The organism is Streptomyces sp. NPDC050423, from assembly GCF_040655445.1.
GTDB lineage: Bacteria > Actinomycetota > Actinomycetes > Streptomycetales > Streptomycetaceae > Streptomyces.
Window position 1 is genome coordinate 163842 of sequence record NZ_JBFAJY010000002.1, and the last position, 25203, is coordinate 189044.

29 protein-coding genes are annotated in these 25203 nt (G+C 68.6%); 13 read left to right on the forward strand and 16 right to left on the reverse strand.

Annotated features, from left to right (window positions below):
• Positions 1-24 precede the first annotated feature (24 nt).
• The 4 genes from AB0I52_RS02255 to AB0I52_RS02270 form a co-directional block, all read right to left on the reverse strand.
• Positions 25-462, reverse strand: a complete 438-nt coding sequence (locus tag AB0I52_RS02255) for an SsgA family sporulation/cell division regulator (protein WP_024489558.1) — start codon at positions 460-462, stop codon at positions 25-27.
• A 101-nt stretch (positions 463-563) separates the two neighbouring features.
• Positions 564-1334, reverse strand: coding sequence for a helix-turn-helix domain-containing protein (locus tag AB0I52_RS02260; RefSeq protein ID WP_363068074.1), 771 nt, complete (start codon positions 1332-1334; stop codon positions 564-566).
• Positions 1335-1585: 251 nt separating this feature from the next.
• Positions 1586-1789, reverse strand: a complete 204-nt coding sequence (locus tag AB0I52_RS02265) for a DUF5326 family protein (protein WP_362953249.1) — start codon at positions 1787-1789, stop codon at positions 1586-1588.
• Positions 1790-1926: 137 nt separating this feature from the next.
• Positions 1927-2244 carry a cupin domain-containing protein gene (locus AB0I52_RS02270; protein ID WP_363068076.1) on the reverse strand — a complete coding sequence of 106 codons (318 nt, stop codon included), beginning with the start codon at positions 2242-2244 and terminating at the stop codon, positions 1927-1929.
• 68 nt (positions 2245-2312) lie between these two features.
• On the opposite strand from AB0I52_RS02270, the gene AB0I52_RS02275 reads away from it, so the two are divergent.
• The 5 genes from AB0I52_RS02275 to AB0I52_RS02295 all read left to right on the forward strand — a co-directional run bounded on the left by AB0I52_RS02275 (position 2313) and on the right by AB0I52_RS02295 (position 6612).
• Complete coding sequence (locus AB0I52_RS02275) at positions 2313-2690, forward strand: phage holin family protein (protein WP_362953251.1); 378 nt, start codon at positions 2313-2315, stop codon at positions 2688-2690.
• Positions 2691-2757: 67 nt separating this feature from the next.
• Positions 2758-3888, forward strand: coding sequence for a cystathionine gamma-lyase (locus tag AB0I52_RS02280; protein ID WP_363068079.1), 1131 nt, complete (start codon positions 2758-2760; stop codon positions 3886-3888).
• Between the two features lie 218 nt (positions 3889-4106).
• Positions 4107-5003 (forward strand): LysR family transcriptional regulator, encoded by an 897-nt coding sequence (locus AB0I52_RS02285; RefSeq protein WP_363068081.1) that lies wholly within the window; start codon positions 4107-4109, stop codon positions 5001-5003.
• Positions 5004-5066: 63 nt separating this feature from the next.
• Positions 5067-5546 (forward strand): NUDIX hydrolase, encoded by a 480-nt coding sequence (locus AB0I52_RS02290; protein WP_363068083.1) that lies wholly within the window; start codon positions 5067-5069, stop codon positions 5544-5546.
• Positions 5547-5706: 160 nt separating this feature from the next.
• Positions 5707-6612 (forward strand): GNAT family N-acetyltransferase, encoded by a 906-nt coding sequence (locus AB0I52_RS02295; protein ID WP_363068085.1) that lies wholly within the window; start codon positions 5707-5709, stop codon positions 6610-6612.
• A 59-nt stretch (positions 6613-6671) separates the two neighbouring features.
• Here AB0I52_RS02295 and AB0I52_RS02300 read toward each other — a convergent pair whose 3' ends face one another.
• Positions 6672-7097 carry a heme-binding protein gene (locus AB0I52_RS02300; protein ID WP_363068087.1) on the reverse strand — a complete coding sequence of 142 codons (426 nt, stop codon included), beginning with the start codon at positions 7095-7097 and terminating at the stop codon, positions 6672-6674.
• A gap of 78 nt (positions 7098-7175) precedes the next feature.
• On the reverse strand, positions 7176-8387 hold the full coding sequence (locus AB0I52_RS02305; protein WP_363068089.1) for an MFS transporter: 1212 nt from the start codon (positions 8385-8387) through the stop codon (positions 7176-7178).
• 140 nt (positions 8388-8527) lie between these two features.
• On the opposite strand from AB0I52_RS02305, the gene AB0I52_RS02310 reads away from it, so the two are divergent.
• The 3 genes from AB0I52_RS02310 to AB0I52_RS02320 are packed head-to-tail and all read left to right on the forward strand — an operon-like array spanning position 8528 to position 10678.
• Positions 8528-8986, forward strand: a complete 459-nt coding sequence (locus AB0I52_RS02310) for a MarR family transcriptional regulator (protein ID WP_363068091.1) — start codon at positions 8528-8530, stop codon at positions 8984-8986.
• A 47-nt stretch (positions 8987-9033) separates the two neighbouring features.
• Positions 9034-9486 (forward strand): GNAT family N-acetyltransferase, encoded by a 453-nt coding sequence (locus AB0I52_RS02315; RefSeq protein WP_363068093.1) that lies wholly within the window; start codon positions 9034-9036, stop codon positions 9484-9486.
• A 28-nt stretch (positions 9487-9514) separates the two neighbouring features.
• On the forward strand, positions 9515-10678 hold the full coding sequence (locus AB0I52_RS02320) for a winged helix DNA-binding domain-containing protein (RefSeq protein WP_363068095.1): 1164 nt from the start codon (positions 9515-9517) through the stop codon (positions 10676-10678).
• A gap of 36 nt (positions 10679-10714) precedes the next feature.
• Here AB0I52_RS02320 and AB0I52_RS02325 read toward each other — a convergent pair whose 3' ends face one another.
• Positions 10715-12097, reverse strand: coding sequence for a serine hydrolase domain-containing protein (locus AB0I52_RS02325; protein ID WP_363068097.1), 1383 nt, complete (start codon positions 12095-12097; stop codon positions 10715-10717).
• Between the two features lie 122 nt (positions 12098-12219).
• On the opposite strand from AB0I52_RS02325, the gene AB0I52_RS02330 reads away from it, so the two are divergent.
• Entirely contained in the window at positions 12220-12963 is a 744-nt protein-coding gene (locus AB0I52_RS02330; protein ID WP_363068099.1) for a dienelactone hydrolase family protein, read from the forward strand.
• A gap of 102 nt (positions 12964-13065) precedes the next feature.
• Here the strand turns inward: AB0I52_RS02330 and AB0I52_RS02335 are convergent, their stop codons facing one another.
• A complete protein-coding gene (locus AB0I52_RS02335) occupies positions 13066-13899 on the reverse strand; it encodes a PIG-L family deacetylase (protein ID WP_363068101.1) in 834 nt (277 codons plus the stop codon).
• A gap of 401 nt (positions 13900-14300) precedes the next feature.
• On the opposite strand from AB0I52_RS02335, the gene AB0I52_RS02340 reads away from it, so the two are divergent.
• On the forward strand, positions 14301-15116 hold the full coding sequence (locus AB0I52_RS02340; RefSeq protein WP_363068103.1) for a hypothetical protein: 816 nt from the start codon (positions 14301-14303) through the stop codon (positions 15114-15116).
• Between the two features lie 127 nt (positions 15117-15243).
• Here the strand turns inward: AB0I52_RS02340 and AB0I52_RS02345 are convergent, their stop codons facing one another.
• The 4 genes from AB0I52_RS02345 to dnaB all read right to left on the reverse strand — a co-directional run bounded on the left by AB0I52_RS02345 (position 15244) and on the right by dnaB (position 19543).
• Positions 15244-15759, reverse strand: a complete 516-nt coding sequence (locus AB0I52_RS02345; RefSeq protein WP_363068105.1) for a hypothetical protein — start codon at positions 15757-15759, stop codon at positions 15244-15246.
• Positions 15756-16664, reverse strand: a complete 909-nt coding sequence (locus AB0I52_RS02350; RefSeq protein ID WP_363068107.1) for an aminoglycoside phosphotransferase family protein — start codon at positions 16662-16664, stop codon at positions 15756-15758. Before AB0I52_RS02350 ends, AB0I52_RS02345 begins: the two co-directional genes overlap by 4 nt.
• Before the next feature lie 553 nt (positions 16665-17217).
• Entirely contained in the window at positions 17218-17850 is a 633-nt protein-coding gene (locus AB0I52_RS02355) for a DUF2461 family protein (protein WP_363068109.1), read from the reverse strand.
• A 214-nt stretch (positions 17851-18064) separates the two neighbouring features.
• Positions 18065-19543, reverse strand: a complete 1479-nt coding sequence (dnaB, locus tag AB0I52_RS02360; protein WP_123524846.1) for a replicative DNA helicase — start codon at positions 19541-19543, stop codon at positions 18065-18067.
• 459 nt (positions 19544-20002) lie between these two features.
• On the opposite strand from dnaB, the gene AB0I52_RS02365 reads away from it, so the two are divergent.
• Positions 20003-21340: an MATE family efflux transporter gene (locus AB0I52_RS02365; protein ID WP_363068111.1), complete on the forward strand. Its 1338-nt coding sequence runs from the start codon at positions 20003-20005 to the stop codon at positions 21338-21340.
• A gap of 149 nt (positions 21341-21489) precedes the next feature.
• Here the strand turns inward: AB0I52_RS02365 and rplI are convergent, their stop codons facing one another.
• The 4 genes from rplI to rpsF form a co-directional block, all read right to left on the reverse strand.
• Positions 21490-21936, reverse strand: coding sequence for a 50S ribosomal protein L9 (gene rplI, locus AB0I52_RS02370; RefSeq protein ID WP_363068113.1), 447 nt, complete (start codon positions 21934-21936; stop codon positions 21490-21492).
• 18 nt (positions 21937-21954) lie between these two features.
• Positions 21955-22191, reverse strand: a complete 237-nt coding sequence (gene rpsR, locus AB0I52_RS02375) for a 30S ribosomal protein S18 (protein WP_003967857.1) — start codon at positions 22189-22191, stop codon at positions 21955-21957.
• 44 nt (positions 22192-22235) lie between these two features.
• Entirely contained in the window at positions 22236-22865 is a 630-nt protein-coding gene (locus AB0I52_RS02380) for a single-stranded DNA-binding protein (protein ID WP_363022860.1), read from the reverse strand.
• 81 nt (positions 22866-22946) lie between these two features.
• Entirely contained in the window at positions 22947-23237 is a 291-nt protein-coding gene (gene rpsF / locus AB0I52_RS02385; RefSeq protein ID WP_363068115.1) for a 30S ribosomal protein S6, read from the reverse strand.
• A gap of 280 nt (positions 23238-23517) precedes the next feature.
• Between rpsF and AB0I52_RS02390 the strand changes: the two genes are divergently transcribed.
• A complete protein-coding gene (locus AB0I52_RS02390; RefSeq protein WP_363068117.1) occupies positions 23518-23832 on the forward strand; it encodes a hypothetical protein in 315 nt (104 codons plus the stop codon).
• 180 nt (positions 23833-24012) lie between these two features.
• On the forward strand, positions 24013-25131 hold the full coding sequence (locus AB0I52_RS02395) for a peptidoglycan bridge formation glycyltransferase FemA/FemB family protein (RefSeq protein WP_073733224.1): 1119 nt from the start codon (positions 24013-24015) through the stop codon (positions 25129-25131).
• Positions 25132-25203 lie beyond the last annotated feature (72 nt).

The following is a 25203-nucleotide window of genomic DNA, read 5'->3' on the forward strand; positions in this document are numbered from 1 at the left end:
CCCAGCGCTGGAGGGACGGTCCCGTCAGCCGGCGTTCTGTTCCTCGGCCAGAATTCGCCCCAATGCCTCTTCGAGATTGCCCTCGAAGTCACCCAGCGTGCACTCCTGCCCGAGGGGGACGAGCTTGTCCGTCCTGTCGAGAAAGGCCACAAGTGGTGCCGTACCAGCCCTGAAGAGAGCGCGGTCCGCTCCCACCTGGAGCCGGATGTGGACGTCGCACAGCCCTTCGGGCTCGGTCGGCCCGATGTGTACGTCGCCGTCGCCACTGGGGCTGTTGAGGCCGTCGAGCAGCAGCTCACGGCCGAAAGCCCAGGTGACGGGGGCGTCGCCGGGCAGATGGAAGGTCATCCGGATCGCGTACGGATCGCACACTTCGTACCGGAGCTCCACCGGGATACGGAAAGAGAGCTCCTCGGAGACGAGGAAGCTCATCATGACCTCAGCTTGAACCGACTCGCGCATCGTTCAACCCCGCAGTAGATGAATCTGGCCAGGAATGATCCCCCGTGGCCCTATTGACGCCATCGTGGTGCACGCGATAGCAGATCACAAGGAGTGATTTTTCAGATACTGATAGAGAACACGAACGAACGCAAGAGGCTGGCCACTTCGCCACGTAGTCGTTCGACTGCGGGGAGCAACCGGTCTTCCTGGTCGAGAGGTACCGAAATGGCCATCGCCGCAGCCGTGAAACCGGCCGTGATCGGGATGGCCGCGCAGACCGTCCCGAGGGCGTACTCCTGTCGCTCGACGACGGGTTCCGTTCGCTCCAGCGACCGCAGCCGGTCAAGCAGGGCCGGGCGGTCACGTACGGAGTAGCGGGTCAGCGGGCGCACCGGATGCCGGTCCAGGTGGTCCTCGCGGGCCTTCTCGTCGAGCTGGCTCAGCAGACACTGGCCGATCGCGTGGGCGTGCCCGGTCTCCTGGAAGGCGGCCCATTCGTCCACCGCGGGCGCTGCCGGGGTGTCGGCGACCGCGACCAGTTCGATCTCACCGTCGCGGTAGACGGCGCAGTACACCGGGGCTCCGATGATGTCCCGCCAGCGGCCCAGCGACTGGGTCATCCGGCTGCGACGGTTCTGCAGGGCGCCGTCGTCCACCAGCCGCTCAGCGGCGGCACCGAAGAGGAAGACGCCGTTCTCCCGGCGCAGATATCCCTCATGGGTGAGGGTGCGCAGCAGGTGGTAGGCGGTGGGCAGCGGAAGCCCCGCCTCCCGTGCGAGCTGTTTGGCCGGCGCCCCGTCGCGATGGGCGCCCACGGCCTCCAGCAGCCTCAGCGCCCGCTGCACCGATCCGATCAACGTCGGCACAGCGGTACTCGATGCCGTGGTCAACGGTCACCCCCAGGCATGGTGACGGGCGGTCAGCCCGCCTGTGGAGGCCGCCTCCACATGTCTGCCGCGGGCCTGGCTCCGGAGGCCGTGCCCGCCACTGGTCAGGTGGCGACTGACGGTGCTCTCCCAGGCGGCGGCAGCGGATTTCACTGTATCGGCAGCGCGCGAAGGGGGTGTCGTTTCGTCTTCCGCTTAGCTCGGCTGGGCTAACCGTCCGGCCGGTGGCGCGGCTACCAGCCTCCACACAGGCCCTAGGAGGAGGACGACATGAACTTCCGCACGAGGAAGACGACCCCGCCGACCAGGACCACGAAGATCAGGACCTTGAAGAGCAGCCAGACGACGAAGCCGACCAAGCTGGCGATCAGGCTGCCGAACACGACGATCGCGATGACGGGCACCGCGATCCACTTCACCCACCAGGGCATCCCCGCGAATATCTCCCGCACGGCCATCGTCCTTACCTCGTCTCTGTGAGTTCCTGCTTCGATGCTAGAGGTACGGGGGTGGTCGGCGGGGGCCTCGCAGCCCTTGAACTCCCCTGATCGAACCCTTAGGGATCCCCGAGAGACGGCTCCGCCTCCCGGACCCCTCAGCCCTCGGGCGGCGAGAAGACCACCATCACCCGCAGATCCTCGGTGATGTGGTGGAACTTGTGGGCCGTGCCGGCAGGTACATACACGACACTTCCTCTGCCCACCTGTGTGGTTTCCATGCCCACGGTGATCGACGCGCGCCCGCTGACGACCAGGTAGACCTCGTCCTGCTGGTGCGGCTGCTGCGGGTCGAGCGCACCGGCGTCCAGCGCGTACAGGCCGACAGACATGTTCCGTTCGCGCACGAACTGCAGATACGCGCCGTCGTTGGCGGCTCGTTCCGCTTCCAGCTCGTCCAGTCTGAATGCCTTCATGGCCTGTCCGTCCCTTGCCTCTGCCCAGCCGGTGTCCACCACCGATCATGTCTGCCACGATCAGACACATGAAGAATTTCGTAGTCAAGACGATCGCCAACGCGGGTGCGCTGGCCGTGGCCATCTGGCTGCTCCAGGACATCACGCTGACCGGCGGCAGCACCGGCCGCAAGGTACTGACCCTGATCGTGGTCGCTCTTATCTTCGGCCTGGTCAACTTCTGCGTGAAGCCTGTCCTGAAGCTGCTCACGCTGCCGCTCTTCATCCTCACGCTGGGGCTGTTCACCCTGGTGGTGAACGCCCTGATGCTGATGCTGACCTCCTGGCTGGCCGACCAGTTCGATCTGAGCTTCCACGTCCACGGCTTCTGGACCGCCGTCCTCGGCGGACTGATCATCTCGATCGTGTCCTGGGCGCTGAACGTCGTCCTGCCCGACGAGGACTGATCCGCGTACACCTGGAACAGTGCGGACAGAACCGGTGTCGGACCGGGGAGAGCAGTGAGGACACAGTATGAGCACCATGGGCGACGGAACCCGCGCGGTACGGGCCGGCCTGCCGGAACCGGAACAGTACGAACCGACTCTCCCCGGTCCGGTCTTCGCCGCTCACTTCCACCTCTCAGGCGAGCCGACCGGCCCGTACACCTACGGCCGTGACACCAACCCGACCTGGACCCATCTGGAACGGGCCATCGGCGAGCTCGAAGCGCCGGGGGAGAGCGTCGAGACCACGGTCTTCGCCTCCGGGATGGCGGCGGTCTCGGCCGTGTTGCTCTCCCAGGCGCGCAGCGGCGACGTGATCGTGCTGCCCGACGACGGATACCAGGCGCTCCCGTTGGTACGGGCGCAGCTGGAGGCGTTCGGGGTGGAGGTGCGGACCGCCCCGACCGGGGGCGATGCCCAGCTGGCCGTCCTGGAGGGCGCCAAGCTCCTGTGGATCGAGACCCCGTCCAATCCCGGGCTCGACGTCTGTGACGTGCGGCGGCTCGTCGAGGCGGCGCACGCGGGCGGCACGCTGGTGGCCGTGGACAACACGCTCGCCACCCCGCTCGGCCAGCGCCCGCTGGAGCTGGGGGCCGACTTCTCGGTGGCCAGTGACACCAAGGGCATGACCGGGCACGGCGACATCCTGCTCGGCCACGTGGCCTGTCTCGATCCCGAGCTGGCGGCGGGGGTGCGGCGCTGGCGCAAGGTGGTCGGTGCGATCCCCGGGCCGATGGAGGCCTGGCTCGCGCACCGCTCACTGGCCACCCTGGAACTGCGGATCGAGCGGCAGTGCGCGAACGCCCTCGCCCTCGCCGAGGCGCTCGCCGGGCACCGGGAAGTGACCGGACTGCGATATCCCGGGCTGCCCACCGACCCCTCGCACCCGAACGCCGTGCGGCAGATGCGGCGTTTCGGCTCAGTGGTGTCGTTCGTGCTGGCCGACCGGGAGACCGCCGAGCGCTTCCTCTCGGCGCTCCGGCTGGCCGAGGACGCGACCAGCTTCGGCGGTGTGCGTTCCACCGCCGAGCGACGGGCCCGCTGGGGCGGCGACGCCGTACCGGAAGGCTTCATCCGCTTCTCGGTGGGCGCCGAGAACCCGGCGGACCTGGTGGCCGACGTGGAACGGGCGCTGGCCGAGGCGGTCGCCGGAAGCTGAGCGGCCGTGCCGGCGGCAGCCGATGCGGTACGGACGGCCCGAGCCTCCCCCCTCGTGGCTCGGGCCGTCCCGGCACGCCGCGTTCTCCACGCGACGAACCGCCTCGACAAGGCTAGTTGACTCTGCGTCAGTGTCCAATCACAGTAGCGGCACCGGCCTATCGACATATTTATGGTTGTCCGGGCCCGACACGTCACAACGGTGAGAGGGGACAGGCCATGGACCTGGCCCTGCTGCGCACATTCGTCACCGTGCACCGGGCCGGTTCGTTCACCCGGGCCGCCGCACTCCTCGGCCTCTCCCAGCCCGCCGTGACCTCCCAGATACGCACCCTGGAGCGGCAGCTGGGCCGCCCTCTCTTCCTGCGCAGAGCCCGCGGCGTGACTCCCACCACCATCGGGGACGAACTCGCGCACCGGGCCGCTCCTCATCTGGACGCGCTGGTGGAGATCACCGAGGCGGAGCTCGACGAGGAGTCGGGCGTTCGCACGCTGCATCTGGCCGGACCGCCGGAATTCACCTCGGTACGGGCGCTGCCCGCGCTCACGCCCTTGATCACCCAGGGCCTCGCCCTGCGCAGCTCGTTCTCCGCGGACACCGACGAGACGCTGGACGGCCTGGCCGCCGGACACCACGATCTGGCCATCGTGACGGCCCGCCCGCGCGGCGGGCTGCTCACCGCGACCCCGCTCTGCGACGAGGAGCACGTGCTGGTCGCCGCGCCCCGCTGGGCCGGGCGGCTCGGTCCTGGGACCCTGCGACGCAACGGTCCGGTGGTCCTGGAGCAGTTGCCGGTGGTGGAGGTGCACGAGAGCCTGCCGCTCGTCTCCCGCTACTGGGCCGCGGTCTTCGACAGCCGGCCCGCGGCCGCCGGGGCCGTCATCGCACCGGACCTCCGGGCGGTCCTGGAATGCACGGCGGCGGGCGCCGGGCTGGCCGTCCTGCCCCGCTACCTCTGCGAGGGCGCGCTGGAGCGGGGCGAGGTAGTGGCGCTCCTCGACCCTCCGGTGCCCCCGCTGCGCACCTACTTCCTCGCCGCACGGACCGGCACGCTCGCACTGCCGCATCTCGCCCGCGCGCACGAGTGGCTGCTGCGCGCCGCAGCCGACTGGTGACCTCAGGACGGTCCGCCGGCCCTCAGGTGTTTCAGAACGGGTCCAGCGGGCCACGCTCTTGCCATGACCGAACGTCCCGTGGTCAAGCGCACCGCACGCGCCATCCTGCTCGACGGCAACGACCTCATCCTCATCAAGCGCACCAAGCCGGGGGTGGATCCGTACTGGCTCACTCCGGGCGGCGGGGTCGAACCCGAGGACGCGACCGTCGTCGACGCCCTGCACCGCGAGGTGGACGAGGAGCTCGGCGCCAAGATCACCGATGTGGTCCCCTGTTTCGTCGACACCGTGGAGCACATCGAGGGCAGCGGGGTGAAGGGCGTCAAGGTCCAGCACTTCTTCGTCTGCCGGCTCGACTCGATGGACCTGTCCCTGCGCCACGGACCCGAGATCGACGACCCCTGCGGAGAGTACGACGTCGTACGGGTGCCGTTCAGCCGGGTCGGGATCGCTGCCGTCCACCTCGTACCGCTGTCGCTGCGCCACTACCTGGACGGCAACATCGAGGGCGTCCGCGCGATGCACGCGCCCGATCTGGGCTGAGCGGCTCCGGAGTTGTTTCACGTGAAACAGCCCCACGTGAAACGGCTCACCTGAAACGGCTCATGTGAAAGGCCGCCCGGCGTGACCGGCGGCTGCGGGTCTCGGCCAGTTCCGTTAAAGGGCTGGACGAGCGATCATCGTGTCGGAGAGCCTGACCCTCATGTCCAGTCCACTGCCCCGCCCACTCGCCGGTCTGCCCGTCCGGCGTCTCACCCGGGACGATCTGGTCCCTTGCGCCGATCTCTCCGAGGACCGCGGCTGGCCGCGTGATGAGCACCGATGGGGGCTGCTCCTTGCGGCGGGAACGGGTTTCGGCATCGACGACCCTGACAGCAAGGGCCTGATGGCGACCTGTGTGGTGACCTCCTACGGCCCGCGCATGGCCGCCATCGGCATGCTGCTGGTCTCCGGCCGCCACGCCCGGAAGGGGGTCGCCCGGCAGTTGATGCACCAGGTGATCGAATCGACCGGGGGCACTCCCCTCAGTCTCTACGCGACGACACCGGGCCGGCCGCTCTACGAGAAGCTCGGGTTCGCCGCGGTTGGCCGGGCCGAGCGGATGAGCGGGCATTTCCAGCCGCCCGCCGAGCCCGGCAGCCCGGATGCGGATGTTCGTCCAGGTCTTGGTGGCAGCCCCGGCCTCACCGTTCGTCCTGCCTCGGCCGGGGACCTTCAGACCATGCTCCGGCTGGACGGACACGCCTTCGGCCTCGACCGGACACACCTCCTGACCCGCCTCCCCGCCTTCGCCGACCACCTGCGGGTGGCCGAGGAAGGCGGAGAGCTCGTCGGCTATGCCGCGCTCTGGCCGAGCTCGGGCAGCCACGTGGTCGGCCCTCTCGTCGCGCGGGACACCGCCACGGCGAAACTCCTCGTGTCCTCGCTGGCCGGGGCGACCGACCGGCCGCTGCGCGCCGACATCGACGCCCGTCACGAGGAGCTGCTCCGCTGGCTCGGGGAGCGCGGGCTTCGGCACGACTCCGCGACCACGGTGATGACCCTCGGGGAGCAGCCTCCGGGGGACTGGACGCAGTGCTTCGCGCCGCTGAGCGTGGCGACGGGCTGACGGACGGCGGTCCGGGCGGTCCGTGGTCCCGCGACCGGCTCCTCCTGGTCGACGCCTACTCAGACGAGGCTGTCCACAGCAGCTGCGGCGAACCCGTGATCCTGCTCGGGCGCTCCGCCGCCGACACCGAGAGCTCCGATCAGCCGGCCGTCGCGGCGGACCGGGACACCGCCGGCGATGAACAGCAGCGGCCGGTCCAGCGCGGTCGGCAGGGTGTGGAAGAGCCCTCCCGGCTGGACGGCGTCGACCAGGTCGGCCGTGGGGGCGTTGAGCTGAAGGGCCGTGTAGGCCTTGCGGGTACTGGTCTCACCGGCGATGAGCACGGCCCGGTCGTCGCGGCGGAAGGCCAGCAGATGGCCGCCCGCGTCGAGGACCGTGACCGCTGCGGCGACGCCTGCCGCCTCGGCGGCCGTACGGGCCGCTTCGACGAGCGCCTCCGCGTCCTGCGTGGTGAGCGGGGCGACGGCGGCAGTGATGGTGCTCATGGGCATGTCTCCTTGATGCGGTGCGATGCGATGCGATGCGGCACGCTGTGGGGGTTCGCGTGGGATGTGTGCGGCGGATCAGTGCCGGGCCGCCGGCACGGCCGCCGGCTCCGGGATGTGGGTGGCGACCGGACGGCTTCGAGTGGCCGTGCGGCGCTCCAGGGTGCCGGAGACGATGGCGAGGCCCAGGGCGGAGGCTGCGAGGGCCGCGCCGACCCAGTTGGGCGCGGTGTAACCGAGACCGGCAGCGATGACGACGCCGCCGAGCCATGCCGACAGTGCGTTGCCGAGGTTGAAGGCGCCGATGTTCACGGCGGAGGCGAGGGTCGGGGCGCCCGCCGCCTGGTCGAGCACCCTCTTCTGCAACGGGGGCACGGTCGCGAAGCCCAGGCCTCCGATCAGCACGATGGTGACGGCTGCCGCGATCTTGTTGTGCGCGGTCAGGGTGAACAGCGACAGGACCACGGCGAGCGCGCCCAGCGACACGTACAGCAGGGGCATCAGGTGGCGGTCGGCGAATTTGCCGCCGAGCAGGTTGCCACCGACCATGCCGAGCCCGAAGAGGACCAGCAGCCAGGTGATCGAGGAAGCCGAATAGCCGGCGATCTCGGTCATCATCGGTGTGATGTACGTGATCGCCGCGAAGACTCCGCCGAAGCCCAGCACCGTCATCGCCATGGCGAGCAGGACCTGCACATTGCGGAACGCCGCCAGTTCGTGGCGGAGCCGGACGCCTTCGGCGCGGGGCTGGTCGGGGACGAGCCCGGCCACTCCGAGAAGGCCGATGACACCGAGACCGGCGACAGCGAAGAACGTGGCACGCCAGCCGACGCTCTGCCCGATGTAGGTGCCGAGGGGGACACCGACGACGTTGGCGACGGTGAGGCCGGTGAACATCATGGCGATCGCACCGGCCTTCTTGTGCGGAGCGACCAGATCGGCCGCCACGACCGATCCGATGCCGAAGAAGGCACCGTGGGCGAGGGAGGCGATGACCCGGCCGGCGAGCATCACCTCGAAGACGGGTGCGGTCGCGGACACCACGTTGCCGATGACGAACAGCCCCATCAGGATCATCAGCATGCGTTTGCGGGTGACCCTGGTGCCGAGAACGGTCATCAGCGGGGCACCGAGGACGACACCGAGCGCATAGCCAGTGACGAGGAATCCGGCGGCCGGGATCGAGACCCGGAAGTCCGCAGCCACCTCGGGGAGCAGCCCCATGATCACGAACTCGGTGGTTCCGATACCGAATGCCCCAATGGCGAGGGCGAGGAGCGCGAGCGGCATGGGTTACACCTTCCCTAAAGATTGCGTCTGCGCCTTACGAGCGTCCACAATAATTGCAAACGCGGGTTAATTGCAAACGCGGGCTATTGCACACGTCGCCTATCCTGTACGTAAGCGTCCAGCACGGAGGAGAGACACCCATGACAGCGACGGACCCCGCACTGACCTCCCTCTCCCAGGGCTGGTGCGCGCTCTCCCTGCTCCACGGGAAGATCGAGACCCATATTGAGCGTGCGCTGCAGAGCCGGCACGACCTCAGCGTGAGGGAGTACTCGCTGCTGGACGTGCTGAGCCGACAGCACAGCGGACCGGGCGGACATCTGCAGATGAAGCAGGTGGCCGACGCCGTCGTACTCAGCCAGAGCGCCACCACACGCCTGGTCACCCGACTCGAGGACCGCGGTCTGCTGACCCGGTATCTCTGCGACACGGACCGCAGGGGCATCTACACCGATGTCACCGAGTCCGGTCTCGCACTGCTCACCGAGGCCAGGCCGACCAATGACACCGCCCTGCGCGCCGCACTCGACGAGGCTGCCAAGAACCCCGAACTGGTCCCGCTGGTGCGGGCGGTCGAGGAACTGAAGGTCCCCGCATAGCCCGATTGCCGCCGCGTGGCCCGAGACGGCTGCGTAGGCTGCTGATCATGAGCGATCTGGACATACGTACCGCGGGCGTCGACGACCTCTCCGAGATCGTGGCCATGCTCGCCGACGATCCGCTGGGTGCCGGGCGCGAGTCGCCGGACGACCTCACGCCGTACCGGGCGGCATTCCAGCGACTGGCCGAAGACCCGAACCAGCACCTGATGGTCGCCGAGCGCGCGGACCGGATCGTCGGCACACTCCAGCTGACGGTGATCCCGGGGCTCTCCCGGCGCGGCTCGACGCGCTCCGTGATCGAGGGCGTCCGTGTGCACAACGACGAACGCGGCAGCGGACTCGGTACCCGGCTGATCCAGTGGGCTGTGGACGAATCCCGGCGCCAGGAATGCCAGTTGGTCCAGTTGACCTCAGACGCGACCCGGACCAACGCACACCGCTTCTACGAACGGCTCGGCTTCGTCTCCAGCCATGTGGGCTTCAAGCTCGCTCTCTGACCGCAGACCGGCATCCGAGGAGCCAACGGTGCACCACATCAGCGACGAGCAACGCCGCATCAGGCTCGCCGGACGCCATCTCCTGGCACCCGCCCTGCGGGCCGAGTCCCCGGTGGGCGTGGCGGACGCCCTCGTCGCTCTGCATGCCACCGACGCGGCCACCGTCTTCCTGTCCGTCTGCGCCCGGCTCCGCACACCGAACGTCGCCGCAGTGGAGAAGTCCCTGTACGAGGACGTCTCACTGGTCCGGCTGCTCTCCATGCGCAACACCCTCTTCGCCGTGCCGGAAGCACTGGCCCCACAGATCGAGGCGTCGAATACCCGAGCGGTGGCTGCCAAGGAGCGCCGGACCTTCCTGAAGCACCTGGCCGAGGACGGTCAGGAGCTGGACGAACGCTGGCTGGACGACACGGAGAAGGCCACCCTGACGGCCCTGGCCGCCCGCGGGACAGCCACCGGCAGCGAACTCTCCGCCGCGGTACCCGCGCTGCGTACGAAAATCACGGTCTTCCCCGGCAAGAAGTACGAGGCGGTGCAGGGGGTGGCCTCCCGGGTCATCCGCATACTGGCCGCCGAAGGCCGGATCCGCCGGGACCGGCCCCGCGGCTCCTGGACGTCCAGCCAGTTCCGCTGGACGGCTGCCGAACCCCGGCCGGTGCTCGCAACCGCCGGGGCGCAGGCGGAACTGGCCCTGCACTGGCTCCGCTCGTACGGCCCCGCGTCCGAGGCCGACCTCAAGTGGTGGACGGGCTGGGGGCTCGGGCAGGTCCGCAAGGCGCTGGCCGCCGTCGGAGCCGAGGAGGTGCGGCTCGACGGCGGCTCCACCGCCTGGGTCGTGCCGGGAGACACCGAGTCCGAACCGGCGCCGGAGCCCTGGGCGGCTCTGCTGCCCGCGCTCGACCCGAGCGCGATGGGCTGGGCCGACCGCGGTTTCCATCTCACTGCCGAACACCGGGCAGCCCTCTTCGACCGCTCCGGCAACATCGGCCCCACCGTGTGGTGGAACGGCCGCATCGTCGGCGGCTGGGCTCAGCAGACCAACGGCGAGCCGGTCTGGCGACTCCTGACCGACACCGGCCGGGATGCCACCGCCGCAATCGAGGAGCAGGCATCCCGGCTGGCGGGCTGGGTGGGGAACGCGCGGATCACACCCCGGTTCCGCACCCCGCTGGAAAGGGAGTTGACGGCCTGACCGCTCCGCAGTCGTGTTTCACGTGAAACACGACGCTCAACTGCCCAGTCCACGCCACCCGTTCTCGTCCACGCCGCCCGGAACGGCCGCTGCGGGATCGTACGGTTCGCGCGTGAAGACGAACGAACCCAGGTCCAGGTGGTTCACACTGCCGTCGTCGTTCCGGACGATCCGCAGCGTCTCCCCCGCGTAATAGCCGTCCAGCCCGATCCAGGTGCCGTCCGGCCGGGCGGTGAACCGAGCACCACGGCCATCGCCGCGCAGGCCGCGGAGTTCTAGTCCGCGATCGGGTTTCAGGCTCAGGATGTTGGTACGCGTGCCCCAGTACCAGGGGCCGGTGAGCGCGAGGAGTTCCGCGTCCACCTCGGACAGCGGGCGCCACGGCTCCGGGATGCGGGGCTCGGCCTCCGCGACGATGTCCACGAGCTCAGCGGCCACCTCGCCGAGCAGCGGCCCCGAGGTGACGTTGGCGAACACGACCGCGGCCACATCCTCCTCGGCACAGAACCACAGGGCGGCCAGAAAACCAGGAAGCGAACCGGTGTGCCCGACGAGCGTGCGGCCCTTCCTCCGGATCACCTGGAGCCCCAGGCCGTAGTTCCCTTCCCAGTCCCCCGGCTCGGGCGGCGCGGACGGCTCCTTCATCTCCTCCACGGAAGCCGCGCAGAGCACCCGGTCGTCTCCCTCGGCAAGGAAGGCGGCGAACCGGAGGAGGTCGGCGGTGGTGGACCAGAGCTGACCGGCCGGCGCCATCAGCCCGAGGTCCTCGGCAGGCTCGGGCAGCATGACGTCCGCCCACGGATGGACAGCCCAGCCACCGGCATGCGGCGCCTCCGCCTCCGGACCCGTACGGTGCATGCCCAGCGGCTCCAGGACCTCACGCTCCAGAACCTGCGCCCAGGACGCTCCGCGCATGGCTTCGATCAGCGCTCCGAGCACCGTGTAGCCCGGGTTGGAGTAGTGGTGACGGCGGCCGGGAGCGTGCATCCGGGTCTGCTCGCCGAGCACATCGGCGAGCTCGGGCCGCAGGCTGCCCGGCGTCCGTTCCCACCAGGGAGCGGGCGACTCCGCGCCGAGCCCCGCGCTGTGGCCCAGCAGCTGATGGATGGTGGCCTCACCCGCCCCCGTTCCGGGCAGGTGCTTCTCCAGCGGATCGGCCAGATCCAACAGGCCCTCGTCACGCAGCCGCAGGACCAGCACCGCGGTGAACGTCTTGGTGAGGGAGCCGATTCTGAACTGTGTGTCGGCATCCGGGGCATGGCCGTCGACGCAGGCGCGGGAGCCGTTCCAGACGGTCTGCCCCTGGCGCTGCACCGCGGCGGCCAGGGAGGGTGAGCGGCCTTCGGCCTGGGCGGTGGCGATGCGGTGCAGCAGAGCGCGCCGCGTACCCGGGAGCAACTGTTCAGCAGGAGTAGTCATCGTCAACAACTACCGTCCCGAACCGCCCGGGGGCGAGCCCATTTCCCGGCCCGCGCTCTGGTTGTTCCGCCGACGGTGAAGACCGGCCCGACCGGGCTCGACGCTCACTACAGTCCCATCTCATGACGACGGTTACGACGCGCACGGTGGAGTACCCGGCCGACGGCCTGACGATGATCGGGCACCTCGCGCTCCCGGCCGGTGCCGGCCGCCGGCCCGCGGTCCTGGTCGGACCCGAGGGGCCGGGGCTGAACGACTTCCAGCGCCGCCGGGCCGACGCACTGGCCGAGCTGGGTTACGTGGCGCTGGCCTTCGACATCAACGGCGGGCGCTGGTTCACCGACCCCGCGGAGATGCTGGCGTGCGTGACCCCGCTGCTCGCCGACCCCGACCGGATGCGGGGCATCGGTCACGCGGCGCTCGACGTGCTGCGCGCCGAACCGCGGACCGACCCCGACCGGATCGCCGCGGTCGGCTACGGCACCGGGGGCGCGATCGTGCTGGAACTCGGGCGCGACGGCGTCGACCTGCGGGCGATCGGCACGGTCAACGCCCTGACCACGGGCCGACCGGGCGAGGCGGCGCGCATTCGCTGCCCGGTGTGGGCCGGTGTCGGGTCGGAAGATCCCATCATGCCGCCCGCGCAACAGGACGCGTTCACCGCCGAGATGCAGGACGCGGGCGTCGACTGGCGCCTCGTGGTCTACGGCGGAGCCCTTCACGCCTTCCACCACCCGCCGGTCGACCACACCGTGCGTCCCGGCGTCGGCTACCACCCGCGGCACGCGCAGCGGGCCTGGCGCGACGTCGTCGGCCTGCTCGCCGAGTGCCTGCCCGTCACGGAACCGTCCCGGCATCAGCTCTGAGAGTCCGGGACGGGATGCGAGACCCGACAGATGCGGGGTCTCGCGGTCGGTGTCGGAGACCGCCCTCGTATCCCGCTCCCGGGCCCCGGTCGGACGGGCGGATCAGCGCAGTCCGGCGAAGAGATCGTTCTCGGGTACGGCCGCGCCGGTGGCGTCCTTGACGCGTACGAAGGTCTCCAGGCCCATGAACTCGCCGAACCTCTCCTTGCCCATCTTGAGGAAGAAGATGTTCTCGCCCTGACTGGCGTGCGCGGCCAGCGCGTCGAACTTCTGGCCGCTGAATGCGGTGGCGTCCACCCATGTGGTGATCTCGTCGTCGGGAAGGCCGATCTCGGCCATCGCGGCGGCCTCGGCAGGATCCGGCTCCGGCATGTCCTCCTGGAACTCGCGCATGGTCTCCCCGAACCGCTGCATCATCGAGCGGGGCATCGTCGTCCAGTACACCTTCGGTGTCAGCCCGGTCATCTCCAGCGCCGCCATCGTGATGCGGTTGGCCTGGATGTGGTCGGGGTGACCGTAAAAGCCGTTCTCGTCATAGGTGACGACCACATCGGGCCGGTAGTGTCGCATGAGTTCCGCGAGCCGGGCGGCGCCTTCCTCCACGGGGGTCTGCCAGAAGGATCCGGGGGCGTCGTTGCTCGGCCAGCCCATCATCCCGGAGTCGGCATAGTCCAGCATCTCCAGATCGCTGACCTTGAGGACGTCACAGCTCGCCTCGAGTTCCTGACGGCGCATCGAGGCGACGGCCGCCGGATCGTGCCCGGGATCGCCCGGCTTGACACCCCCTTTTCCGTCACCGCAACCGCCGTCGGTACACGTCACGAGAACCGTGCGGACACCTTCCGCCGCGTACCGCGCGAGGATCCCTCCCGTTCCGGTGGCCTCGTCGTCGGGGTGGGCATGCACTGCCATGAGCGTCAAGGGCCGGTCAGTCATGAAACAGTCCTCCTGCAAACAAATATGTCTTGGTCCGAGTGCACGGCGGGCGTACCGCGATCCTGCGGCCGGGTCCTGCTGGGGCGGACGACCTGGGGTCTCCGCGTTCCCCGCCCGTGCGGCGCCGGTCTCTCGGTCGATGCAACCGTGCCGACCTGACCGCTGTTCCCGGCGGGGAGGCTTTGCCTTCCCGGCGTCGGCGTTGCAACGCGAGAGGGACCGTCGCGACCTGCACCTCTCCGCGCCACGTCGGATCCGCTTCCGGACGAGCTCAGCAGCCAGCAGCACAGCCCTTGCCCCTGAGGGCAGATCCTCGGCACACGGCGTATCCCTGCGGTCCTGTTCGCCAGGCGGACACCTGGCGATGCTCGGAGATCAGCGCGCTCGAAGGGATCAGCAACGTGCACAAGCGCCAGCAGCCGAATGGCCGCGCCCCCGTCCACCAGCCCCTCCCGAAGACCGCCACCCCCGCTGCGGGACCCCCGGCGGTACAGGGCGCCCTCGCACTCCGGCGCGAGGTCGGGAACCAGGCGACCGCCCGGCTGCTCGGGGGCGCCCGCAGCCACCAACCGCCTGCGGTGCAGCGGTTGAGGGCACAGGGCGGGGCCGTCCTCCCGCTCAAGGACCAGTCCGACACGTTTCTGCTCGACCTGGTCGGCGCCATCGCCGTGTCCCCCAGACCCGCCACCTACACCAACGGCGGCGTCACCTACGACGTGCACGCCAACGACCTGGACAGGGCCAAGAAGCTGCTGTCGGAACGACAGATAGACCTGGCCAGGGCCGGCAGGAAGAAGAGCCCCTACGAGAACTACGACGCCTACGCCGCGAAATCCAAGGAGTGGAAGGAAAAGCGCGAAAGCCGCGAGACTGCCGCCCTGGCCACCGGTTCCTACCTGTACCACGGCACCACGAAGGAGGTCGGGCTGATCGTGCAGTCGGGCCGGCTCACCCCGGCGCAACCCAGTTTCCGCAAAGGCGTGTGGGACGCGTCGAGGGACGGATTCCTCAGTATGGCGACCACGCTGAAAGGGGTGACCGTCACGGCCAACAGCGTCATCCTCAGGATGAAGGTCCAGGAAGGCGACCTCGACACCTGGCAGTGGAAACCGGTCGGCGGTAACGACGAGGTCGTGTCGACCAAGGGGATACCGTCCGACAGGCTGGAGTGGTCGACGGACCGCAAGGAGTGGAAACCGATGGGTGACCTCTCATGACCCACGACCCGGCATAGTTCCAGTCTGATGCCGTAAGTACGGCTTGGGGGGGGCATGCGCGGCACCGGGCCGCACACCAGTCGGGAGTCGAACCGTTCGGGCCGGGTGAAGCGGACCGTCTCCACCGTCACCGCGCTTGCACTCCGCCGCCCGTGTCGGCTGCTGCGCGCAGAGCCTTCCGGAGCTGGCCGACCTCGGGCACGCCGGACAAGCCGCTGGGGGTGCGGTACATCCGGCAGGCCAGCGACGGCAGGGCTCCCGGCTCGGCGAACGGGTCACGGCCGTCGATCAGCATCGTCGGTGAGCCGGTGAAGCCGGACCGCTCGGCCTCGGCCTGGTCGCCGACCACCCGCGTGGTGAATCCGGTGCCGGCCAAGCCGGCGGCGTCCAGCGCCTGCCGGAGCCGCTCCTCGGCGAGCCGCTGGTGGGGGCAGTCCGGTACGACCAGGATCTCGATCTCCATGTCTCCAGGATCGCGCACCCTGGCGCGGTACAGGTCAAAGGAGCCGACCTGACCGGGCAGCGCGCCGAGCTGGGCCTCGCCCCCTTTCATCCGGCGCGGTCCGGGGATCACTCGCCCTGCATCGATCGCGCCGCGAAGAGCTGTCTCCCCGCCGGTGACCTGGACGCTGTCCTGCTTCACCGCTCGCCGGCGGCCTCCAGGATCGCGCGGAGACGCGAGAGGCATTCGTCGACGAAGGCGGGATAGGTGGACCAGTAGTACGACACTCCGCTGACGCCGACGGCGATGGCCCACGCCCGGGCACGCATCCAGGTCACGTCGTCGAGGCTCATGGCGTCCCGGTATGCCTGTCGGGCCGCGGGTGGAAGGTCCCACAGAGTCGAGTGCTCGGCGTCAGGGAAGCCGACCGAGAGGGCCCCGAAGTCGATGACCGCGTGCAGCTTTCCCCGCTGTACCAGAAGGTTGCTGGGTTTGAGGTCTCCGTGGAGCCACACCTGGTGGCCGGACGGCTCGGGCAGGGCGAGCGCACCCTGCCACAGGTGTCGCAGGTGCGCGATGTCGAGGTCGAGGCCCTCAAGCGTTCGGCAGTTGTCGAAGCACTCGCTGATCCACCGGTCACAAGCTCGCAGGCCACCTCCCCGGTACCAGCTGAGCTCGCCCTGCCGAGTGGCTCCCATGAGGGGGATGGAGTGCAGGCTCTGCACGATCGCCGCAAGATCGGCCCCGAAGGCGGGCCAATCCGTGACCGATCCCAGGCCGGCTTCATCGCCGTCGATCCAGCGGTACACCGACCAGGCGAGCGGGAACGCGGAGCTCGGGGTGCCGGCGTGCACCGGCTCCGGAATGCGACAGGGAAGGTGTGGCGCCAGCCGCGGCAGCCATGTCTGCTCCTTCCGTACGGCCTTCGCGTTGTCCGGGGTGCGCGGCAGCCGCATGAGCAGCTGGTCGCCGAGCCGGTACATCCTGTTGTCGGTGCCCTCACCGGCCGGTGAGACGGGAAGGGCCGACCACTCCGGTTGCTGCTCCCGCAGCAGCGACCGGACGACCGTCTCATCCACACGGATCTCGTTCTCATGAAGTGTCACGCTGAGAGCCTTCTGCCCGAGCCCCGCCGCCGCCAGTGATTTCCTCAAGGCCGTCGCCGCTCAGAACACGATCCACTAAGAACCGCCAGGTCATGTGAGGCCGAGTGAGAGTCGGCCGGCATCAGCGCGACAGGACAGAGTTCGTCTCACCACGCTGTCCTTTGGGCCGGACAAGGGCCACGGTCGAGGAGGAAGGGGCACTCGGAACGCGAACCTGCGACAAGCTGTAGGGTCTCGCGCTTCATTGCCTACGCCGAGGCTGTGACCTGCGACTTCTCGCGGTGTCTCACGCTGCTTCATCTGCGGCTGTCTCAGCTCTCGGTGCATCCCCGCCAGGTCTGCTGAGGCCGCTCCGGACGGGCAGACCACTGACCTGCGCTGTCTCACGGCCCGCCGGGACCCGTCTTCGACCATGCCGTCCCCCTGGCCGAGGTGCCGGACGGCCATCGGGCGATGGGCCACCGGTTGGCGCTGCAGGTGCGCGTCACTTTCTGAGCTCGGGCGCCGACGGCACCGGTTTGGTTCCTTCCGTGCCGCGCGTGCCCTCGTGCTGTCAGGCGGCGCGCTTCACGTGGCGGACCAGCCACATCAGCAGAGCGTCCAGGTCAGCGGCGACCGAGAGGACTCGGTCGAGCGCCTCGGGGGTGTGCAGCCACTCCTCGCAGCCGAGGGGACGGGCGGCGATCAGAGAACGGTGGCGCAGCAGGTTCGTACGGGAGTGGTCTGTCGGATAGCCGCGCGGAGGGCGTTTCATCACGTCCCCGGAGATGTCGTAGCCCTTCTTCCGCACGTCCTCGACGATGGCGGACAGTTCGCGGCCGCTCCCCTCGGAGGCCACGGCTTTGCGGAACATGTCCACCTGGCCGGGATCGGGGTACCACCAGGCGCCCTGCATCCGCAGGCCTTCCAGGGAGAACCGGAGACCGATCTCGATCTTGCGGCCGAGCCGGATCACCGCGCCCTGGTGCTGCCACCACCAGGAGTCGGTGCGGTAGTGCCAGACGGAGAAGTCCTCGTACCGGGGGTCGGTGTCCGCGACTTCGTTGAGCAGGGCGATCATCGGCTGCCGGACCAGGCGTTCGCGGTCCTCGCGGTAGCGCTCGCGGGTCGCGTGGGTCGGTTCGCCCTGAAGCTGCCACAACACATCCATGGCCTGCTCCGGCCAGCCGGTGAACTGCCCGCGCATACGCGCAGGACAGCTCACCCATGTTCCGCGCGGAGAGTGAGACGGGCAGGGAGACATAGCCCCAGACAGGGTGGGAGATGTTGCGGCGGGGCTCACCGGCCAGTTCGATATGCCGTGCGCGGTGGGCGAGTTCGTCGAGGAACACGGAGAGTGCAGTCGATATGAAGCGTGCGGTGAGATTGTGCAGCCGAACTTGATCCCACACAAGCTCCGATCAGGTCTGCGCCATGTCCACGAAGCGCGAATAGTGCCCCTGGAAGGCGACGGTGATCGTCGCCGTCGGACCGTTACGGTGCTTGGCAACGATCAGGTCCGCCTCGCCCGCCCGCGGTGACTCCTTCTCATAAGCGTCCTCACGGTGCAGCAGGATCACCATGTCGGCGTCCTGCTCGATGGAACCGGACTCTCGAAGGTCGGAGACCATCGGCTTCTTGTCCGTCCGCTGCTCGGGGCCACGGTTCAGCTGGGAGAGCGCGATGACCGGCAGTTGCAGTTCCTTGGCCAGCAGCTTGAGGTTTCGGGACATGTCCGAGACCTCCTGCTGTCGGCTCTCGGCACGCTTCGAGCCACCGGACTGCATCAGCTGCAGATAGTCGATGACCACCAGCTTCAGATCGTTGCGCTGTTTGAGGCGACGGCACTTCGCCCGGATCTCCATCATGGAGAGGTTCGGGGAGTCGTCGATATAGAGCGGGGCGGCGGAGACGTCCGGCATCCGTCGCGCCAGCCGCGTCCAGTCCTCGTCGGTCATGGTGCCGGAGCGCATGTGGTGGAGCGCCACCCGCGCCTCGGCGGACAGCAGGCGCATCGCGATCTCGTTCCGCCCCATTTCCAGGGAGAAGATCACGCTGGGCAGGTTGCTCTTGATCGAACAGGCCCGCGCGAAGTCCAGGGCGAGTGTGGACTTACCCATGGCGGGACGGGCCGCGATGACGACCATCTGGCCCGGGTGGAGGCCGTTGGTCAGGGCGTCGAGGTCGGTGAAGCCGGTCGGCACACCGGTCATCTCACCGCTGCGTGAACCGATCGCCTCGATCTCGTCGAGCGCGCCCTCCATGATGTCGCCGAGCGGCAGGTAGTCCTCACTGGTCCGCTGCTCGGTGACGGCGTAGATCTCGGCCTGAGCGGAGTTGACGATGTCGTCGACATCGCCGTCGGCCGCGTATCCCATCTGCGTGATCTTCGTGCCGGCCTCGACGAGACGCCGGAGCACCGCACGCTCATGAACGATCTCCGCGTAGTACGAAGCGTTGGCCGCGGTCGGCACCGACTGGACCAGGGTGTGCAGATACGGGGCTCCGCCCACCTTGGTGATCTCGCCGCGCTTGACGAGTTCGGCCGCCACCGTGATCGGGTCCGCCGGCTCGCCCTTGGCATAGAGGTCGAGGATCGCCTGAAAGACGGTCTCGTGGGCGGGGCGGTAGAAATCGTGGCCCTTGATGATCTCCACGACGTCGGCGATGGCGTCCTTGGACAGGAGCATGCCACCGAGGACGGACTGTTCCGCGTCGAGGTCCTGGGGCGGCACCCGCTCGAACCCCGGGGAGCCGCCTTCCCAGCCGTTGCTCTCCCGGCCGCGGTCGTGCTGCTCGCCGCGGTCCCGGCCCTCGCCCCGGCGCTGGCGGGAAACAGGCAGCCGGTCACTGGGACCGGTGTCGGCCCAGGGGTCGTCCAAAGGCTCGGGAATACTCATCCGGCCACCTCCTCCCGTCCGCTCCGCGGACCTAGCCGTGCCACTCTTTCTTACGGCACGGCACCGACAAACAAGACGCCCGACTCCGGTTGCGGTGTGTCGGGTTCTGCCGGTTTCCAGGGCCGAAACGGGGTGGGGGCGCCGCACCACGTTAGGCCTCCCGGCACCGTCAGCCAATCTGGTTATCCACAGGGCATGTGGACGACGGACCAGATGCTGTGGAGAACCATGCAGAACCTGTGCACGGACCGGGGGACAGCACTGTGGACAAACTCATAGCACCCTCACCATCACCCTTCTGACCTGCACGTTCCCCATCCACTGGCTGTGGGGGAGAAAAACTTTCCGAGTAGGTGCAAGATCACGGCAACCCACGCACAGCAGAACACCGAACCTCAACAAATGTAAGGATCAATAGGGGATTGCATCTGTTACCTGTGGAAGATTAGATTGGCCCCCATGACCCAGGCACCGGCGAGCCCGCCACCCAGTCGCCGTCGGCACGACCGCGAGATCATCGCACTCGCGGTTCCTGCCTTCGGCGCACTCGTGGCCGAGCCACTTTTCGTCATGGTCGACAGCGCCATCGTCGGCCATCTCGGTACCCCGCAACTGGCCGGCCTGGCCGTCGCCGCGGCCCTCCTGACGACCGCCGTGAGCATCTTCGTCTTTCTTGCCTACGCCACCACAGCAGCAGTCGCACGACGGGTCGGCGCCGGGGACCTGAGCTCCGCGATCCGTCAGGGCATGGACGGCATCTGGCTGGCCATACTGCTCGGCCTCGTGGTCATCGCCCTGACGCTCCCCCTGGCCCCCTGGCTCGTGGAGGTCTTCGGCGCCTCCCACACCGCGGCCCCCTACGCCACCACCTATCTGCGGATCTCCAGCCTCGGCATCCCCGCCATGCTCGTGGTGATGGCCGCGACCGGCGTGCTCCGGGGCCTGCAGAACACCCGTACCCCGCTCTATGTCGCCATCGGCGGCTTCGCCGCCAACGGAGCCCTCAACGTGGGCCTCGTCTACGGCGCCGGACTCGGCATCGCCGGATCGGCCTGGGGCACGGTGATCGCCCAGATCTCGATGGCGGTCGCCTATCTCGTCGTGGTGGTCCGCGGCGCCCGGCGACACGGCGCCTCACTGCGCCCCGACGCCGCAGGCATCAGGGCCAGCGCCCAGGCAGGCGTGCCCCTCCTGGTCCGTACGCTGTCGCTCCGCGCCGTTCTGCTCATCGCCACCGCCGTCGCCGCCCGGCTGGGCGACACCGACATAGCCGCGCACCAGATCATTCTCTCGCTCTGGAGCCTGATGGCCTTCGCGCTGGACGCCATCGCCATCGCCGGGCAGGCCATCATCGGCCGGTACCTGGGAGCCGATGACGCAAAGGGCGCGCGTGAGGCCTGCCGCCGCATGGTGCAGTGGGGCGTCGCCTCCGGCGTGGTGTTCGGAGTACTGATCGTTCTCGCCCGTCCCCTGTTCGTGCCGTTGTTCACCAGCGACCAGTCCGTCCGGGACACCCTCTTCCCCGCATTGCTGGTGGTGGCCCTGACCCAGCCGATCTCCGGGGTCGTCTTCGTCCTGGACGGCGTACTGATGGGCGCCGGGGACGGTCCGTATCTGGCCTGGGCCATGCTCGTCACCCTGGCCGTCTTCGCCCCGGTGGCCCTGCTCGTTCCCACCCTCGGTGGCGGGCTGACGGCGCTGTGGTGCGCGATGGCCCTGATGATGGTCGTTCGCATGGCGACCCTCTGGCTCCGCACCCGCTCGGGCAAGTGGCTGGTCACCGGCGCCGCTCGCTGAGCCACTGGATCGCTGCCTGTTTCACGTGAAACAGGCAGCGATTTTCACGTGAAACAGGAAACGACCAGCACACTCCCGTAGCCGGAAACGGCGAAGGGCCGCACCCCAAGAGGTGCGGCCCTTCACTGTTCTGCTGAGATGCGGCCTGGTCAGGCAGCAACAACCTCGACGCCGAGCTTCGCAGCGACCTCGGGGTGCAGACGCACGGACACCTGGTGTCCGCCGAGCGTCTTGATCGGCGAACCGAGCTCGACGCGACGCTTGTCGACGTCCGGACCACCGGCAGCCTTGATCGCCGAGGCGATATCGGCCGGGGTGACGGAGCCGAAGAGACGGCCGGCGTCGCCGGAGCGAACAGCCAGACGGACCTTCACGGCCTCGAGCTTGGCCTTGATCTCGGTGGCCTGCTCGATCGTAGCGATCTCGTGGATCTTGCGGGCGCGGCGGATCTGCGCCACGTCCTTCTCGCCGCCCTTGGTCCAGCGAATGGCAAAGCCACGCGGAACCAGGTAGTTACGGGCGTACCCGTCCTTGACGTCAACGACGTCGCCGGCAGCACCGAGGCCAGTGACCTCGTGGGTGAGGATGATCTTCATGATTCGGTCACCCTTCCCTTATCGCGCGGTGGACGTGTAGGGCAGCAGCGCCATCTCACGGCTGTTCTTGACAGCCGTGGCGACGTCACGCTGGTGCTGCGTGCAGTTGCCGGTGACGCGGCGGGCACGGATCTTGCCACGGTCGGAAATGAACTTCCGCAGCATGTTCGTGTCCTTGTAGTCCACGTACTGGGTCTTGTCCTTGCAGAACGCGCAGACCTTCTTCTTAGGCTTGCGCACAGGCGGCTTCGCCATGGTGTTTCTCCTGTGTGATCAAGAAGTGGGGGTGCGAGCTGCCCTTAGAAGGGCGGCTCGTCCGAGTAGCCGCCGCCAGATGCACCAGAGCCGCTGGAACCGCCGGAGCTTCCGCCCCAGCCGCCTCCGCCGCTCTGCTGGCCCCCGCCCTGCTGGCCGCCGGCCGGCGCGCTCGTGGCCCACGGGTCGTCGGCGGGAGCACCGCCACCGCCCTGCTGGCCACCAGCACCGGGACCGCCGCCCCAGTTACCGCCACCCTGCTGACCGCCGCCGTACCCACCCTGGCCCTGGCCGCCCTGGCCACCGCGACCGGTGGTCTTGGTGACCTTGGCGGTGGCGTTCTTGAGACTGGGGCCGACTTCCTCGACATCCAGCTCATAGACCGTGCGCTTGACGCCCTCGCGGTCTTCGTACGACCGCTGCTTCAGCCGGCCCTGCACGACAACGCGCATGCCTCGCGTGAGCGACTCGGCGACGTTCTCCGCCGCCTGCCGCCAGACCGAGCAGGTGAGGAACAGGCCTTCGCCGTCCTTCCACTCATTGGTCTGCCGGTCGAAGATGCGGGGAGTGGACGCGACGCGGAACTTCGCGACCGCCGCACCGGACGGGGTGAAGCGCAGCTCGGGGTCGTCGACGAGATTGCCGACGACCGTGATGACGGTCTCGCCTGCCATGGGTGAACCTCTCGGCGGGGATTGCTTCTGGCTGCTTGCTGCTTGCTGCTACTCGAACCCGATGACCACTGAGCTAGAAGCTCAGTGGATCTCGGGACGGAGGACCTTGGTCCGGAGGACCGACTCGTTCAGGTTCATCTGGCGGTCGAGCTCCTTGACGACCGCAGGCTCGGCCTGCAGGTCGATGACCGAGTAGACGCCCTCGGGCTTCTTCTTGATCTCGTAAGCGAGACGACGACGGCCCCAGGTGTCGACCTTCTCAACCTTTCCTTCGCCCTCACGGACGACGGAGAGGAAGTTCTCGATCAGCGGGGAGACTGCTCGCTCCTCGAGATCGGGGTCGAGGATGACCATCACCTCGTAGTGACGCATGTGGAACCCACCTCCTTTGGACTCAGCGGCCACGGTCGTTCCGTGGCAGGAGGGTCGTGATGCGTAAGCAACAGTGTCTCCGAGTAAAACAGCCGCCACTGACAACGCCCTCCTTCGAGAAGGGGCTGACCTGTGGTGGCCTGGGCAGACACCGGTGCAGACCGTCCAGAGTACCTGTAGAGAGGCTTCCGGTTGAAATCCGGTGGTCAGTAGACGCAATCTGTACACATCGGGTGTGAGCGGCGCCACGATGCGCCGCCTTTCGGCCAGGAGGTACTCCATGGCACACGCAGTGCGACGCCGCCCTTCCGTTTCCCTCTTCGCCACGGACGGCAGGGCCCATCCGCTCCAGGACGCCCTGGTGCTGGTGACGCTGGCTCTCGGCATCCTCGCGTTCGTGACGGCGATGTTCCACAGCCTGCATCTGATCAGCTCGTGGGCCGGGCTCGTCGGAATCCTCACCGGTGCGTACGGGCAGTACATCTCCGTGACGACGCGGGAGAGGTTCCCGCTGATCCTCGGTATCGGAGCCTCCGCCATCGGGTTCTTCCTCGGCATGGCCCACGGCGGCCTCTTCGGCGGCGTGGTGGGCTGAGCGGGCCGGAATCAGCGGTCCCGGCACCGGCTCGGGACGGCGTCGAAGCCCGGCGCCGTCCCCTGCCCCACCGGCCGGGTACGACAGGGCCAGACCGCGCGCTTCCCGGTCACAGTAGGCTTCGGCGCGAGAGCCGGAGCCCCTGACCGATGGGGACACACCTGCCGAGGAGCGCCCCGCATGAGCCTGACCCTGAGGACCATCAGCCGTGAGCAGCATCTGGCGTACATCCAGAGTCTGCCCGCGGCGAGTCACATGCAGGTCCCGGCATGGGCGGATGTGAAGGCCGAGTGGCGCTCGGAGAGCCTGGGCTGGTTCGACAAGAACGGCGAGCTCGTCGGCGCCGGCCTGGTGCTCTACCGGCAGCTGCCCAAGATCAAGCGGTACCTCGCTTATCTGCCCGAGGGACCGGTCATCAACTGGTACGCCCCGAACCTCGCCGACTGGCTGCAGCCGATGCTGACGCATCTCAAGCAGCAGGGTGCCTTCTCGGTGAAGATGGGCCCGCCGGTCGTCATCCGCCGCTGGGACGCCCACGCGATCAAGGCCGGCATCCAGGACCCCGACGTGAAGCGCCTGCGCGACGTCGAGGCCACCCATATCGAGCCCCGTGCCTTCGAAGTCGCGGACCGGCTACGGAAGATGGGATGGCAGCAGGGCGAGGACGGTGGCGCCGGTTTCGGTGACGTACAGCCCCGCTACATCTTCCAGGTGCCGCTGGCAAACCGCTCGCTGGAAGACGTCCACAAGGGCTTCAACCAGCTCTGGCGGCGCAACATCAAGAAGGCCGAGAAGGCCGGCGTCGAGGTCGTCCAGGGCAGCTATGCCGAGCTCGCCGAGTGGCAACGGCTGTACGAGATCACGGCCGAGCGAGATCACTTCCGGCCGCGCCCGCTCGGCTACTTCCAGCGCATGTGGACGGCCCTCAACAACGAGGACCCCAACCGGATGCGGCTCTACTTCGCCCGCCACGAGGGCGAGAACGTCGCGGCCGCGACCATGCTGATCGTCGGCGGTCACGTCTGGTACTCCTACGGCGCATCGGCCAACCACAAGCGCGAGGTCCGGCCCTCGAACGCGATGCAGTGGCGGATGCTCCGTGACTCGTACGCCATGGGCGCCACCGTCTACGACCTGCGCGGCATCTCCGACTCCCTGGACGAGACCGACCACCTCTTCGGTCTGATCCAGTTCAAGGTGGGTACCGGCGGTCAGGCGGCGGAATACCTCGGTGAGTGGGACTTCCCGCTCAACAAGCTGCTGCACAAGGCGCTCGACATCTACATGTCCCGCCGCTGACCCGTGACAGAGGGATCGGCGACGGGAGGATCCGTGACACAAGGATCCTTGGCACAAGGCTGACGAAACCGG

What these genes read in the sequence shown, in the direction of transcription:
- AB0I52_RS02330 (WP_363068099.1), top strand. Translation starts at nt 12,220, where the DNA reads ATGACGACGGTTACGACGCGCACGGTGGAGTACCCGGCCGACGGCCTG.
- AB0I52_RS02325 (WP_363068097.1), bottom strand. Translation starts at nt 12,097, where the DNA reads ATGACTACTCCTGCTGAACAGTTGCTCCCGGGTACGCGGCGCGCTCTG.
- AB0I52_RS02395 (WP_073733224.1), top strand. Translation starts at nt 24,013, where the DNA reads ATGAGCCTGACCCTGAGGACCATCAGCCGTGAGCAGCATCTGGCGTAC.
- AB0I52_RS02335 (WP_363068101.1), bottom strand. Translation starts at nt 13,899, where the DNA reads ATGACTGACCGGCCCTTGACGCTCATGGCAGTGCATGCCCACCCCGAC.
- AB0I52_RS02300 (WP_363068087.1), bottom strand. Translation starts at nt 7,097, where the DNA reads ATGAGCACCATCACTGCCGCCGTCGCCCCGCTCACCACGCAGGACGCG.
- AB0I52_RS02380 (WP_363022860.1), bottom strand. Translation starts at nt 22,865, where the DNA reads ATGGCAGGCGAGACCGTCATCACGGTCGTCGGCAATCTCGTCGACGAC.
- AB0I52_RS02280 (WP_363068079.1), top strand. Translation starts at nt 2,758, where the DNA reads ATGAGCACCATGGGCGACGGAACCCGCGCGGTACGGGCCGGCCTGCCG.
- AB0I52_RS02310 (WP_363068091.1), top strand. Translation starts at nt 8,528, where the DNA reads ATGACAGCGACGGACCCCGCACTGACCTCCCTCTCCCAGGGCTGGTGC.
- AB0I52_RS02255 (WP_024489558.1), bottom strand. Translation starts at nt 462, where the DNA reads ATGCGCGAGTCGGTTCAAGCTGAGGTCATGATGAGCTTCCTCGTCTCC.
- AB0I52_RS02315 (WP_363068093.1), top strand. Translation starts at nt 9,034, where the DNA reads ATGAGCGATCTGGACATACGTACCGCGGGCGTCGACGACCTCTCCGAG.
- AB0I52_RS02355 (WP_363068109.1), bottom strand. Translation starts at nt 17,850, where the DNA reads ATGCGCGGGCAGTTCACCGGCTGGCCGGAGCAGGCCATGGATGTGTTG.
- AB0I52_RS02365 (WP_363068111.1), top strand. Translation starts at nt 20,003, where the DNA reads ATGACCCAGGCACCGGCGAGCCCGCCACCCAGTCGCCGTCGGCACGAC.
- dnaB (WP_123524846.1), bottom strand. Translation starts at nt 19,543, where the DNA reads ATGAGTATTCCCGAGCCTTTGGACGACCCCTGGGCCGACACCGGTCCC.
- AB0I52_RS02305 (WP_363068089.1), bottom strand. Translation starts at nt 8,387, where the DNA reads ATGCCGCTCGCGCTCCTCGCCCTCGCCATTGGGGCATTCGGTATCGGA.
- rplI (WP_363068113.1), bottom strand. Translation starts at nt 21,936, where the DNA reads ATGAAGATCATCCTCACCCACGAGGTCACTGGCCTCGGTGCTGCCGGC.
- AB0I52_RS02290 (WP_363068083.1), top strand. Translation starts at nt 5,067, where the DNA reads ATGACCGAACGTCCCGTGGTCAAGCGCACCGCACGCGCCATCCTGCTC.
- AB0I52_RS02285 (WP_363068081.1), top strand. Translation starts at nt 4,107, where the DNA reads ATGGACCTGGCCCTGCTGCGCACATTCGTCACCGTGCACCGGGCCGGT.
- rpsR (WP_003967857.1), bottom strand. Translation starts at nt 22,191, where the DNA reads ATGGCGAAGCCGCCTGTGCGCAAGCCTAAGAAGAAGGTCTGCGCGTTC.
- AB0I52_RS02295 (WP_363068085.1), top strand. Translation starts at nt 5,707, where the DNA reads ATGTCCAGTCCACTGCCCCGCCCACTCGCCGGTCTGCCCGTCCGGCGT.
- AB0I52_RS02275 (WP_362953251.1), top strand. Translation starts at nt 2,313, where the DNA reads ATGAAGAATTTCGTAGTCAAGACGATCGCCAACGCGGGTGCGCTGGCC.
- rpsF (WP_363068115.1), bottom strand. Translation starts at nt 23,237, where the DNA reads ATGCGTCACTACGAGGTGATGGTCATCCTCGACCCCGATCTCGAGGAG.
- AB0I52_RS02390 (WP_363068117.1), top strand. Translation starts at nt 23,518, where the DNA reads ATGGCACACGCAGTGCGACGCCGCCCTTCCGTTTCCCTCTTCGCCACG.
- AB0I52_RS02265 (WP_362953249.1), bottom strand. Translation starts at nt 1,789, where the DNA reads ATGGCCGTGCGGGAGATATTCGCGGGGATGCCCTGGTGGGTGAAGTGG.
- AB0I52_RS02270 (WP_363068076.1), bottom strand. Translation starts at nt 2,244, where the DNA reads ATGAAGGCATTCAGACTGGACGAGCTGGAAGCGGAACGAGCCGCCAAC.